Origin of the sequence: Pseudomonas sp. PLMAX (assembly GCF_046042685.1) — a bacterium.
Taxonomy (GTDB): Bacteria; Pseudomonadota; Gammaproteobacteria; order Pseudomonadales; family Pseudomonadaceae; genus Aquipseudomonas; species Aquipseudomonas putida_AE.
Window position 1 is genome coordinate 2,889,502 of record NZ_CP064949.1, and the last position, 12,642, is coordinate 2,902,143.

The window sequence follows — 12,642 nt, forward strand, 5'->3', positions numbered from 1 at the left end:
CGCAAAGCTCCACCGCGCAGGCCGGTGCGGTGGGCGCGGTGTCGATGACCATCGAGCAGATGAGCGACGGCATTGCGGCAATCTCCAGTCATGCTCAAAGCCTGCGCAGCTGCGCCGAAGCCAGTTTGCGCGGTGCGCAGGATGGACACTTGGCCTTGTCGCGATTGCTCGAGAAAATCGACAGCGTGCGCCATGCCTTCTCCGCCATCCGCGGCTCGGTGGGCGATTTTGTCGAAAGCACGACAGCGATCACCGCCAGCATTGGTCAGGTCAAGGACCTCTCCGCGCAGACCGGCATGCTGGCGCTCAATGCAGCCATCGAGGCGGCGCGTGCCGGAGAGAGCGGGCGGGGCTTCAGCGTGGTAGCGGACGAAGTGCGTAACCTGGCACAACGCTCTGCGCTGGCAGCCAACTCGATCAACCAGTTGACGTTGAAGCTGGAGAACCAGTCCGGGATCGTCGACCAGGCATTGAGCGCGGGCACTGTGGCACTGGAAGACAGTGGCCGGCTGCTGAGTGAGTTGGAAAGCACCCTGCAACAGGCAACGGAACTGGTGGGTGACTCTACGCGCGGGGTGGACCGGATTGCCGATGCGGTGAGCGTGCAGAGCGAGGGTGGGCGGGGCATCGTGGCCAACGTCGAGCACATCGCACGCATGGCCGGCGAGGGTGATGCGATCACCCATCAGGTATCCGGAGCCGTGGTGTCTTTGCGCGAACTGTCCGATGAGCTGAATGTGGCGGTGGGACGCTTTCGTTACGAGGCCTGATTCGCCTGAGACTTCGCCGTCCTGAATATCAGCAGCAGCGGTATGACGCCAATGGATAACCACATCAGCAGCTTGAAGTCATCCAGGTAAGCCACCCAGCTGGCTTGCACAGTGATCAAGCCATCCAGTGCCGCACGCCCGCTGGCGGTCAATGGATTGAGCTGATGGTTGACAGGCCAGGCATCGAACAGGCGGTTGAAAGGCGTCACGTATGCACCGATTTCGGCATGGTTGATCTGGGTGTTTTGCGCCAGCAGCACCGTAACGATCGAGATGCCAACGCTCGAACCGACGTTGCGTGACAGGTTGTACAGGCCGGTGGCTTCGCCTCGCAAATGCGGGGGCAGGGTGGTAAAGGCGATGGTGGTCAGCGGGACGAACAACAGGCCCAGGCTCGCGCCCTGGATAAAGCCGACGTAGACGATGGTGTCGATGGACACGGCGGGCGTCCAGCCGGTCATCATGTTCATCGACCAGGCGGACAAAACCAGGCCGCAAAACAGTATCCAGCGGATATCGACCTTGCCGATGATCCTCCCCGCAAGGAACATGCTGAGCATCGTCCCCAGGCCGCGTGGCCCCATGACCATGCCAGCGGTCAGCACCGGGTAGCCCATCAGGGTTTGCAGGTAGGGTGTCATCAGTGCCAGCGAGGCCAGGTAGGTGATGCCTATGATGAAGATAAACACCACCGCCACCGAGTAGTTGCGATCCTTGAACAGCTTCAGGCTTATAAAGGGCTTGTCGTGGGTGAAGGTGTGGACAATGAAGATGTACGAAGCGACGGCGGCCACCAGCGCTTCCAGGATGATTTCCCCGGAGTCGAACCAGCCCAGTTGTTCGCCGCGGTCGAGGAACAGTTGAATCGACATGATCGCCACGCTGAGCGAGCCAAAGCCCAGCCAGTCCAGGCGTGCGGTCTTGTCGGCCGGGGTTTCCCGGATGAAGCGGGTCATGCCGATGAAGGCCAGCAACCCGATAGGCAGGTTGATGAAGAACACCCAGCGCCAGCTGAGGTGTTCCGTCAGCCAGCCGCCGAGCATCGGACCCAATACCGGACCGACCATGACCGATACCCCGAACAGGGCGACTGCCGACCCTCGGTCTTTCTGCGGGTAAATATCCAGCAGGATGCCTTGCGATAATGGCACCAATGCCGCCCCGGCCACCCCTTGCAGCAGGCGGAACAGGATGATTTCTTCCAGGGAGCGGGCGATGCCACAGAGCACCGAGGCCAATACAAAGCCGAAGATCGACCACAGCAACACGCGCTTGCGACCGAAGCGCCGGGCAAGAAATGCCGAGGGCGGCGTCATGATGGCAGTGGCGACGATGTACGAGGTCAGCACCCAGTTAATCTGATCGGCGCTGGCCGATACGCTGCCCTGCATATAGGGCAGGGCGACGTTGGCGATGGTGGTGTCCAGCGCCTGCATGACCACCGCCAGCACCACGCACAGTGTGATCAGTACCCGCAGCGGCGAGGGCGGTAGCGGTCCGGACACTTCATTCATGATGGCGTGCGAGCAGGTTTGCCAGTGGCTTGGGCAGGCCTCGTGCGGTGCCGGTGTCGATATCTACCACGGCGCTCATGCCATGGCGCAGCGCCGGTTTGCCGACAGCATCGTCGATATGGATGCGTACCGGAATGCGCTGCACGACCTTCACCCAGTTGCCCGTGGTGTTCTGGGCCGGCAGCAGGGAGAAGCTCGAACTGGACGCCGGGCTGATGCTTTCCACGGTGCCATGCCAGGTGACACCCGGATAAGTGTCTACCTCGATGGTGACGCCCTGGCCGATCCGGGCGTTGGTCAGCTCGGTTTCTTTCGGCGACGCCGCGACCCACAGTTGCTCGCTGGAGACCAGGCTGAAGCCCGATTGGGGTGGTTGCAGATACGCGCCCACTTGCAGCGAGTCAACGTTGGTGACGACGCCGTCGAACGGCGCGATAACCACTGAATTTCGCAGGTTGCGTTCGGCTTCATTCAGTGCCGCCAGCGCTTGCAAATAGGAAGGATGCTGCTGAAGAGGTCTGTCGAGGCGTCCACCCAGTTGGGCCAGCGCGGCGGCGGCCTGGGCCTTGGCGACCGACACTTGCTGACGGGTATTGTCGAGGTCCTGGTGGGCGTCGTCGTAGATAGTCCTGGAGACGGCGGCAACGCTGACCAGCTTTTCCAGCCGTTGCAGATTGGTCTGGTAAAACGGCAATCTGGCTTCAGCCTGGGCGATCTCGGCCAGCGATTGGTTGTAGCTGGCCTTGAGGTAGAGGATCTGGTTGCGCGCTTTTTCCAGCTGCGCCCTGGCGCTGGCCACGGTGATTTCGAAGGGCTCGGGTTTGAGGCGGAACAACACCTGGCCTTTGCTCACGGTCTGGTTGTCACTGACTTCAATGGCCGCGACGATCCCGGCGACATCGGTGGAAACCCCCACCCGCTCGGCCTGGATGTAAGCGTTGTCGGTACTCACGACCTGGCCACCCAACACATACCAGGCGGCGCAGGCCACGACACTGATCGGCGCCAGCAAAAACAGGCCGATGCGCCAGCGTTGGCGCGCCGTGCCAAGCGGTTCTTGAGCATCGCCATCAAGGGCGGAAGCCTCGGGCGCCTGCATCCGGGTTTTTTCCACGGGCTCGAGCGGTCGGGCTTCGGCGTGCACGGCAGGGCGCTGCAATGTCGGCTCAGCCATGTTTCACCTCGCGCGCAACGTCTTGGAGGACAAAGCCGAGGGTGGATTGGGTCATCGTCAGCGCACCTTGGAGTTAATGAGCAAGCTAATGGTAATCAGGCTTATGGATTGCTCGCTAGTTATTTTCATTAAAACATGATCACTTAAAGAAAAAATGTCCATTTTTAGGTGGTTTATAAGGCTGGAATATGCTTCTGGATCCGAGGTTTTTCGGCGTTGTGGCTGATTATTGCCGATTTGGCTGGCTATGGATAATTTAGACATAAAACTAAAAACTGTTGAAACATTGTTGCTCTATCTTCCACTAAGCACTACCGTTAGCGCTGACTGCGTTCAACGCAATTGCCCAAGACCAATAACAAAGAGGCTGCCCGATGATGACCCCAGGCTGGTGGGCCATGGCGCTTTGCGAGGCCGTGAATGATCAAGTGCCATTGGCCGTGGCCTTTGCCGGCGAGGAACTGGTCCTGTTCCGAAACGCAGCCGGCCAGGCCTTTGCCCTGGAAGACCGTTGCCCACATCGGCGGGTGCCGCTGGCTTTGGGGCGAGTCGTCGAGTCCGGTCTGCAGTGCGGTTATCACGGCTGGACCTTTGATGGCGCCAGTGGTGGCTGTACGCAGATCCCCAACCTGCATACCGATGAGCGTGTGCCTGCACGTTATGCCGCGCGTGCCTTTGCGGTCAGCGAGGCGAATGGTTTTGTCCATGTGTGGTTGGGTGAAGGGGCACCGCAAGGGCAATTGCCCAGCAGCGACTACCAACCGGGCGGACGCGAATTTACCGGTTCAACCATCGTCAATATGAGTCATGACCAATACCTGGATGCGATGCTCGACGGCCCGGAATGCTTGCTCGGGTTTGCCCATGTGCGCCTCACCGATTTTTTCCTTGGTGATCTGCGCAGCGAGCAGGGGCGGGTGGTTCTGGAGCGAGGTGCGGTATGGACCACACAAATCCTGCCTTCGCAGTTTGTGGTGGATTACCCCTTGATTGTGCGCACCGCCGTCCCCTTGAACGGCGGTACCGTTCGGGTGGATCTGCTGAGCGAAGATGAATTGCCGCTGGTGACGCTGATGATCGCGACCGGTGCCAACCGTCGTGGCACAACCAGTTTGTGCTGGCGTGGTTTCGTGCATGAGCAGGTACACCTCAGGGCACCCCTGCGGTGGCGTCTGGCCCGTCTGCGCAAACTGGCGCCGTTCCAGGTGAAAAGCCTGATCGACGGCGCAGCCGTCGCGGCCTTGTTGCAAACCTCATCCCGCGAACTGCGTGAGTTGCGCCAACCGCGCCTGATTCCCGTCAGCGCCGTCGTCTGAGCACAGGAGTTCCCACCATGCATGCCGTGCCTTCCTCCACCGATACGATCCCTGGCAAAGTGCGGGGTGACTGGACGCCGATCAACTACGACCTGCGTGACACCTGGTTCCCGGTGTCCCACAGCCGCGACCTGAGTGCGCGGCCCATTCGCCGGATCATTCATGCCCAGCCCTATTACCTGTGGCGCGACAACGGGCGTGCGGTGGCGGCCGAGTTTAACCCTCGTTTCCCCCATAAAGAGCTGACACTCACAGCGTTTACCGGTGGGCGGGGCTTTTATCCGCTGGTCGAGCGCTACGGCTACATCTGGGTCTGGTACGGCAACCCGGACGCTGCCGACATGCAGTTGCTCCCGCATATTCCGTTTCTACCTGAGGACGGCAGTCTTCCCGGTTACACCCAGCGTACCGTGCGGTTTGACGCGACCTCGGCGCTGTCGGTGGAAAACCTGATTGACCTGACCCATGCCGATTTCCTGCATGCCAATACCATTGGCGACGGTATAAGCGAGTCGGACGTGGTGGAGGTGCAATGGACCTCCGAAACCGTGACCCGCACCCGTACCGTGGCGCAAAAGTCAGTGGCGCCCATCATGCGCTGGGTCGGCGGCGTGCGCGCCAGGTACCAGGATTTTCGCGCCGTGCTGCACATTCATCTGCGCAGCAACGTATGCATCTCCTATCCGCGCTTTCGCCCCGGTTACGACGTGCCCAACCTTCAACCCTTCCTGCCGGTGGGCAAGCATCGCTCGCGGTGTGACGTGACCTTCAACACCACTGCTGCACCCGCACCTTTTCGTTATGTGATGCCGCGCATCAACTACATCATCCAGCCCCAGGACAACTCGGTGGTGCGCCCGCAAAACCAACGTTATTTCGAGGTCGACCCACGTCGCGACCTGCACTCGCGCTTTGATACGCCGGGTACCCGTTATCGCTACCAGATGGAGCAGTTGGTCGAACGCCAGCGCGCCGGCCAATTCGCCTACGGCAGCGATGCTGAGCCCGGGCGCGACATCACGGCCTTGCTCGGCATGAACGACTGACGCCAATGCACGAGGAGTGCTGCAATGGATTTGGGTATCGGCGGGCGTATTGCGGTGGTGTGCGCATCTTCTCGAGGACTTGGCAAAGCCTGTGCGCTGGCATTGGCGCAGGAGGGCTGCGAAGTGCTGATCAATGGCCGCGACGCCGAGAGCCTGGCACACACTGCGCAGGACATCTTGCGCAGCACTGGTCGGCTGCCGCGCACCGTGGTGGCCGACCTGTCCACTGCAGCCGGGCGACAGACGCTGCTGGCCGCGAGTCCGGTGGTGGATATTCTGGTGACCAACAACGGCGGGCCAGAGCCGGGTCGTCTTGAAGACTGGGACCACACAGCCTGGCTGGCGGCCATTGAGGCCAATATGCTTTCAGGCATTCTGCTGATTCAGGCGCTGGTCGGCGGGATGCGCGAGCGGGGGTTTGGCCGCATCGTCAATATCACTTCGGCGATGGTCAAGTCACCACGCCTGCCACTGGGATTGTCCACGGCGGCGCGTGCAGGGCTCACGGCTTTCTGCAAAGCCCTGTCCGTCGAGGTCGCCCGGGATAACGTGACCATCAATAACCTGCTGCCCGAGCGTATTGAAACTGACCGCCTGCGTTTCATGACCGAGCAGTTGGCCAAGCATCGCCATCTCAGTGTGGAGCAGGCGCGGTTGGAAATGCTCAAGCCGATAGCAGCGCGCCGATTTGGTCAGCCGAGTGAATTTGCAGCGGCCTGCGCATTTCTTTGTTCGGCCCAGGCCGGCTACATCACCGGGCAAAACCTGCAGATCGACGGCGGCAGTTACTCCGGGTTGATCTAGCAGAGCCGATGATTTTTCCAGTCGGCCGGCGGCTCTTCGCTGGCGTCAAAGTCGAGTTCGACTTCAACGCCGTTGGGGTCCTGCATGAACAGCTGCCAGGTGCGTTCAGAGCCTGGAGCGCGAATGATCCTGAAGCTCACGCCATGCTCGCCCAGGTGCTTGCACATCGTCTGCAAGCCGCTTGCATGAAAAGCCATATGGTCGAGAACGCCCCGTCGCGGCTGCGGCATTTTCGTTACACCCACCACATGCAGCACTGGCTGGTTTCCGGCGTAAAGCCAGAACCCGGGAACCGGGAAGGGCGGACGTGGCCCCTCGAGCAAACCCAGTACCTCGACATAAAAATCCCGTGTTGCCTGCAGGTGGTCAGAGACGATAGTGAAGTGGTCCATGCGCAGGATCATAGCGAGGCCCTTGATCGGCTTATTGGGTGTGTTTGAACGTATTATTAATTAGTGTTCATATTAAGACTTATTATTCTATATTCGGAATACTAATCTATCTATGGAATTTTGTTGTGATGGCTTAGGGTGACGCCATGGATTCGTTCTGCAGCTTTGCTGCAGAACGCTTTGAGCAGAACTCGCCACTGAAAGGTGCTATATGAGCCAGGCAATCCTTGAAGGTATTCGCGTCATCAGCCTGTGTTCAGGCATTGCCGGTTCAGCCGCCGGCCTGCAACTGTGTGAAGCGGGTGCCGAAGTGGTTATGGTTGAATCACCTGGCAACCCGGCCAGAGATCACCAGGCGCTCTTTGCGGTGCTCAATCGCGGCAAGCGCAGTGTCACCCTTGAACTGCAAAACCCTGCCGACCACCAGCAGTTGCGGTTACTGCTGGCCAGCGCCGATGTGCTGCTGCACGACTTCACCCCGGCAGTGGCGCAGACCCATGGCCTGGCAGACGCACTGCTCGCCGCAGACTTCCCGCGATTGGTTGTCTCTGCGATCAGCGGCTGGCCCCAACGGCATGCGCTGGCGAATGCCATTCCACGGGAGACACTGATCCTGGCGCGCCTGGGCCTGCTGGATGAGCAGCCCGCGCATCGCCCCGGCCCGGTGTTTGTGCGCATGCCGTTCGCCAACTGGCTGGCCTGCTGGCTGTGCGTGGTCGGGGTGATGGCGCGGTTGCTGGCGCGCGACCGTGACGGCTGTGGCGGCATCGCTCATACGAGCCTGGCCCAGGCGGCCCTGGTGCCAATGACCATGCATTGGAACCGGGCGCAAACGCCGACCGCGGCCTTTGCCAAGGGCCTGGATAAACACATTCCGATTCCATTGCACCAGTGCGCCGATGGTCGCTGGCTGCATGTGCACTACTCGCCAGACCAATCTCCGTGGATGGCCGAAGCGCTCAGCGAACTGGGCGAAACCGAAGTGGCTCGCCTGAATTCGCTTTGGCCACCCAGCCATGTGGCGCCCAACTTCGGCGCCAACAAGGCCATTATCGCCACACGACCGGCCCAGGACTGGGTCGAACATTTCTGGCAGCACGACGTGGCCGCGCAAATTGCCGGCGCCTTTGGCGATATCTACTTCGACGAGCAGGCGCGCCTCAATGGCTATGTGGTTGAAGTTGACGATGTACAACTGGGCAAGACCCTGCAACCGGGCCCGGCCTGGCAGGTGCAGCCACCGGCGCGAGTCGGCGCCAGTGCACCACTGGCGGGTGAGTGGAACGCAGAACTGCCAGACGCTGATGCATTGCTCGCAGTGCAAGGCCGCGAGCCGGGTCCCGCGCCATTGCCACCGCTGCATGGCTTGAAAGTCCTGGATCTGGGCGCCTACCTGGCCGGGCCGTTTGCCTGCATGCTGCTGGCGGACCTCGGCGCCGAAGTCATTAAGATCGAAGCACCCAAGGGCGATGCCATGCGCCGCCTGGAGCGGATTTTCAGTGGTACCCAGCGGGGCAAGCTGGGGGTTGCGCTGCAATTGGGTGATCCGCAAACCGAGCCCGTCGTCGAGGCGCTGGCACGTTGGGCCGATGTGGTGCACCACAACATGCGGCTGCCGGCCGCACGCAAACTCAAGGTTGACTACGAGCACCTCAAGGCGCTTAACCCGCAGTTGGTCTATTGCCATGTCAGCGCCTACGGGGCGACCGGTCCGCGTGCGGATTGGCCAGGCTTCGACCAACTGATGCAGGCCTCCTGCGGCTGGGAGGTCGAGCAGGGCGGGGAAGGGCAAGCGCCGATGTGGCTGCGCTTTGGCGTGGGGGATTTTTTTGCCGGATTATCCTCGCTGTATGCCTTGCTCCTGGGGTTGTACGAGCGCAACCGTAGCGGCGCCGGGCAAATGGTCAGCTCTTCATTGTTGGGCGCCACGTTGCTGTCGATGAGCGAAGCGGTGGTGCTGGAGGACGGCAGTCTCACGCCTGTCGCCCATATGGATGCGCAACAGACGGGGTTGAATGACGCACACCGCCTCTATCAGTGCAGCGATGCCTGGCTGGTGGTGGCAGCGCTGCAGCCTGATGAAATTCAGCGTTTCACCGCACTGGTGGGCAGTCGGCCCGAGGATTATTTCGCAGATCTGACCCGGCAAGCGGCACTCGCAGCACTGGCTGGCGTGCAGGTTCCTGCGCAGGCCGTGCTGGAGGCGCAGATGGATGTGTTTCTCGACAGCCCCGAACACGCTGCCGCGGGCCTGCACGCCCATTATTCCCATGCGGTGTACGGCGACCTGCAACAGATTGGCGCGTTCTGGGATTTCGGCAATTTGCCGTTGTCGCTGAATCGCCCACCACCGGCCCTGGGCCAACACACCCGGCAAGTCCTGGAACGACTCGGCTTTACCAACAGCGAACTGCAGCACTTGGCCTCGGCGGGTTTGGCTGCGCTGTAACGGCGGGCCTGTTGCTCGGCGGCATTCATCGACAAGCACAAGGAACACCTATGTACGAGTTGGACTTCAGCGGCAAAACCGTGCTGGTGATCGGCGGTTCCAGTGGCATCGGCAATGGCATTGCGCAGAACTTCCGCCAGCGCGGTGCCGAGGTGCACGTCTGGGGCACACGAGCCTCGGCAGCGGCTTATCAGGATTCACCTGACTCTGATCTCGAAGGCCTGCACTACACCCAGGTCGATGTCGCGGACGCGGCGTTGATTGAAGCCGCCAGCGTACCCTTCACCCGCCTGGATGTGCTGGTGCAGGCACAAGGCACGGTGCTCTACGACCGTCAGGAATTTCTCACCGAAGGCTTCAAGCGCGTACTCGACGTCAACCTCACCAGCCTGATGGTGTGCGCGCAGAAGTTTCACCCGCTGTTGATGCAGGCCAAGGGTTCGATGATCACCGTCAGTTCCGCTGCCGCCTTCCACTCCACGCGTGGCAATCCGGCCTACAACGCCTCGAAAACCGGTGCTTTTGGACTGACTCGCACCCTGGCCGAAGCCTGGGCGCGTGACGGCATCCGGGTCAACGGCATTGCCCCCGGGTTGGTGGAAACCAAGCTGACACGGGTGACCACCAGCAACCCCAAGCGCCTCGAAGGCGCGTTGCGGGCCATTCCTCAAGGGCGCCTGGGCACGCCCCAGGACATGGCCAACGTGGCCCTGTTTCTTGCCTCGCCGCTGGCCAGCTATGTGCTTGGCCAAACCCTGTTGGTCGACGGCGGCATGCTGCTGGCCTGATCGCTATTTGCTAGGAGACACACCATGGCCTGGGACTTTCAAACCGACCCCGAGATACAGGCGGAACTGGATTGGATCGAGCAGTTTGTACGTGAGGAAGTCGAGCCCCTCGATCATGTGCTGGGCAGCCCGTGGAATATCCACGATCCGTTGTTCAAGCTACTGGTCAAACCGCTGCAAGCGCAGGTGAAGGCACGCAAGTTGTGGGCGTGTCACCTGGGCCCGGAGCTTGGGGGAGCCGGGTATGGCCAGGTGCGCCTGGCATTGATCAATGAGATTCTCGGCCGTTCGCTGTTTGGCCCGATTGTGTTTGGTTGCCAGGCCCCCGATTCAGGCAACGGGGAAATCCTCGCCCATTACGGCACCCCGGCGCAGAAGCAGCGCTACCTGCAACCGTTGCTCGATGGCGATATCGTGTCCTGCTTCGCCATGACCGAGCCGCAAGGTGGCGCGGATCCCGCCGTGTTCACTACCGAAGCGGTGCGCGATGGCGATGACTGGCTGCTGAGCGGCGAAAAATGGTTCGCCTCCAATGCCCGATACGCAGCGTTCTATATCGTGATGGCGGTCACCGATAAAAGCGTATCGGTGTATGAAGGCATGTCGATGTTCATCGTCGCCGCTGACGCGCCCGGGGTGAGCATTATCCGTAACGTCGGTATCGCCGATGACCCCGCCGCCACCCATGCTTACCTGTCATTCGACAAGGTGCGAGTGCCTGCGGGCGACATGCTCGGTGCGCCCGGCCAGGCATTTGTCGTGGCTCAGGTGAGGCTCGGTGGTGGTCGCGTGCACCACGCCATGCGGGTGATCGGTCAGGCGCAAAAAGCCCTTGATGCACTCTGTGAGCGGTCCCTGTCGCGCAGTACCCAGGGCAGCCGCCTGGCGGACAAGCAAATGATCCAGGAAAAAATTGCCGATTCGTGGATCGAACTGGAGCAGTTTCGCTTGCTGGTGATGCGTACGGCGTGGCGCATCGATCAGTACCAGGACTACAAGCGGGTGCGCAAGGACATCGCCGCGGTGAAGGCTGTCATGCCCAAGGTGTTGCATGACATCGCCGCACGAGCCCTGCATGTTCATGGCTCGTTAGGCGTCAGCGAAGAAATGCCCTTTACCGGCTACATCGTACGCTCCTTCCAGATGGGACTGGCCGATGGGCCTACCGAGGTGCACAAAGTCACGGTGGCCAAACAGCTGCTGCGCGACTATCAGCCCTGCGACGAGTTGTTCCCCGATTACCATCGGCCCACCGCCGCGGCCCGCGCCCGGGAAAAATACGCCGAGGTGCTGGCCGGGCTCGGCGAGCGCCACCCATGAACGACTGGGAGGGTCTGGTCGACCTCAAGCGCCTGGCCGACTGGATGGATAGTCAGAACCTGCAGCGCGGCCCTATCGAGGTCCCGATACGCTTGACCGGAGGCACGCAGAATCTGTTGCTGCGCTTTCGGCGCGGTACGCGTGAGTTCGTGCTGCGTCGGCCTTCCCGGGAATTGCGCGAAGTCGGCGGCAAGACTATTGCCCGTGAAGCACGTTTGCTCAAGGCATTGTCGGGGTCGCAAGTGCCCCATGCCGGTTTGATTGCCAACTGTGCTGACCCAGGCGTTCTGGGCGCCAGTTTCTACTTGATGGAGCCGGTACAGGGTTTCAATCCCAATTGCGCGGCCGGTTTGCCGGCGCCTCATGCTCAACGGCCTGATATGCGCCGGCGCATGGGGCTAGCCATGGTCGATGCACTATTGCGCCTGGGGGAAATTGATTACCAGGCGGTAGGTCTGGCGGATTTTGGCCGGCCTGAGGGTTTTCACCAGCGTCAGGTCTCACGCTGGCTGGCGCAGCTGGACAGTGTCAAAGACTATCCCGGTTGGCCCGGGGCCAAGGGGCTGCCAGGGCTCGATCGCTTGGCCAAGTGGTTGAGCGAGCATTGTCCGCAGCAGTTCCAGGCCGGTGTCCAGCACGGTGACTTTCACCTGTCCAATGTCATGTTCCGGCACGACTGTGGGGAGCTGGCCGCGGTAGTCGATTGGGAGCTGGCAACTATCGGTGATCCGTTGCTCGATCTCGCCTGGTTGGTGGTGACCTGGCCCGGTGTCGATGGTCGTGGCGCCGGCACCATCGAAGTGCATCCCTGGGACGGCTTCTGCAGCAGCGATGAGTTGGTCGCCCATTACCGTGCCGGCAGCTCACGTTCTTTGGCTGACTTCACCTGGTACCTGGTGTTAGCGGGTTTCAAGCTCGGCATCTTTCTCGAGGTCAGTCATGCACGCGCCTGTGCAGGTAAAGCCTGCAGGGTTACCGGTGAAAAACACCACGCCTCGGCGCTGCGCCTGTTCGCTACGGCGCTGCAACGCATCGAGCAACTATCCTGATAAATCCACACAAGAGGAAC

11 protein-coding genes are annotated in these 12,642 nt (G+C 61.2%); 8 read left to right on the forward strand and 3 right to left on the reverse strand.

Annotated features, from left to right (window positions below; all coding sequences use genetic code 11):
• The first annotated feature begins 44 nt into the window (after nucleotides 1–44).
• Nucleotides 45–770, forward strand: coding sequence for a methyl-accepting chemotaxis protein (locus tag DKB71_RS13440; RefSeq protein WP_408601096.1), 726 nt, complete (start codon nucleotides 45–47; stop codon nucleotides 768–770).
• Here DKB71_RS13440 and DKB71_RS13445 read toward each other — a convergent pair.
• Nucleotides 758–2,284 carry a DHA2 family efflux MFS transporter permease subunit gene (locus tag DKB71_RS13445; RefSeq protein ID WP_408600687.1) on the reverse strand — a complete coding sequence of 509 codons (1,527 nt, stop codon included), beginning with the start codon at nucleotides 2,282–2,284 and terminating at the stop codon, nucleotides 758–760. The genes DKB71_RS13440 and DKB71_RS13445 overlap by 13 nt on opposite strands.
• Entirely contained in the window at nucleotides 2,277–3,458 is a 1,182-nt protein-coding gene (locus DKB71_RS13450) for an HlyD family secretion protein (RefSeq protein WP_408600688.1), read from the reverse strand. Before DKB71_RS13450 ends, DKB71_RS13445 begins: the two co-directional genes overlap by 8 nt.
• Nucleotides 3,459–3,832: 374 nt before the next feature.
• Between DKB71_RS13450 and DKB71_RS13455 the strand changes: the two genes are divergently transcribed.
• The 3 genes from DKB71_RS13455 to DKB71_RS13465 are packed head-to-tail and all read left to right on the forward strand — an operon-like array spanning nucleotide 3,833 to nucleotide 6,624.
• Nucleotides 3,833–4,774 carry a Rieske 2Fe-2S domain-containing protein gene (locus DKB71_RS13455; protein WP_408600689.1) on the forward strand — a complete coding sequence of 314 codons (942 nt, stop codon included), beginning with the start codon at nucleotides 3,833–3,835 and terminating at the stop codon, nucleotides 4,772–4,774.
• 17 nt (nucleotides 4,775–4,791) lie between these two features.
• The gene (locus DKB71_RS13460; protein WP_408600690.1) at nucleotides 4,792–5,820 is read left to right on the forward strand and encodes an aromatic ring-hydroxylating dioxygenase subunit alpha; all 1,029 of its coding nucleotides are present in this window, start codon (nucleotides 4,792–4,794) and stop codon (nucleotides 5,818–5,820) included.
• 24 nt (nucleotides 5,821–5,844) lie between these two features.
• Entirely contained in the window at nucleotides 5,845–6,624 is a 780-nt protein-coding gene (locus DKB71_RS13465; protein ID WP_408600691.1) for an SDR family oxidoreductase, read from the forward strand.
• Here the strand turns inward: DKB71_RS13465 and DKB71_RS13470 are convergent.
• A complete protein-coding gene (locus DKB71_RS13470; protein ID WP_408600692.1) occupies nucleotides 6,621–7,016 on the reverse strand; it encodes a VOC family protein in 396 nt (131 codons plus the stop codon). The two genes, DKB71_RS13465 and DKB71_RS13470, sit on opposite strands and share 4 nt — an antisense overlap.
• Nucleotides 7,017–7,227: 211 nt before the next feature.
• On the opposite strand from DKB71_RS13470, the gene DKB71_RS13475 reads away from it, so the two are divergent.
• Genes DKB71_RS13475 through DKB71_RS13490 form a run of 4 tightly spaced genes read left to right on the forward strand, consistent with a single transcriptional unit; the run spans nucleotide 7,228 to nucleotide 12,622 of the window.
• Nucleotides 7,228–9,465 (forward strand): CoA transferase, encoded by a 2,238-nt coding sequence (locus tag DKB71_RS13475; protein ID WP_408600693.1) that lies wholly within the window; start codon nucleotides 7,228–7,230, stop codon nucleotides 9,463–9,465.
• Nucleotides 9,466–9,515: 50 nt separating this feature from the next.
• A complete protein-coding gene (locus DKB71_RS13480) occupies nucleotides 9,516–10,253 on the forward strand; it encodes an SDR family NAD(P)-dependent oxidoreductase (RefSeq protein ID WP_408600694.1) in 738 nt (245 codons plus the stop codon).
• A gap of 24 nt (nucleotides 10,254–10,277) precedes the next feature.
• Nucleotides 10,278–11,573 (forward strand): acyl-CoA dehydrogenase family protein, encoded by a 1,296-nt coding sequence (locus DKB71_RS13485; protein WP_408600695.1) that lies wholly within the window; start codon nucleotides 10,278–10,280, stop codon nucleotides 11,571–11,573.
• On the forward strand, nucleotides 11,570–12,622 hold the full coding sequence (locus DKB71_RS13490) for a phosphotransferase family protein (protein WP_408600696.1): 1,053 nt from the start codon (nucleotides 11,570–11,572) through the stop codon (nucleotides 12,620–12,622). Before DKB71_RS13485 ends, DKB71_RS13490 begins: the two co-directional genes overlap by 4 nt.
• Nucleotides 12,623–12,642: the final 20 nt, after the last annotated feature.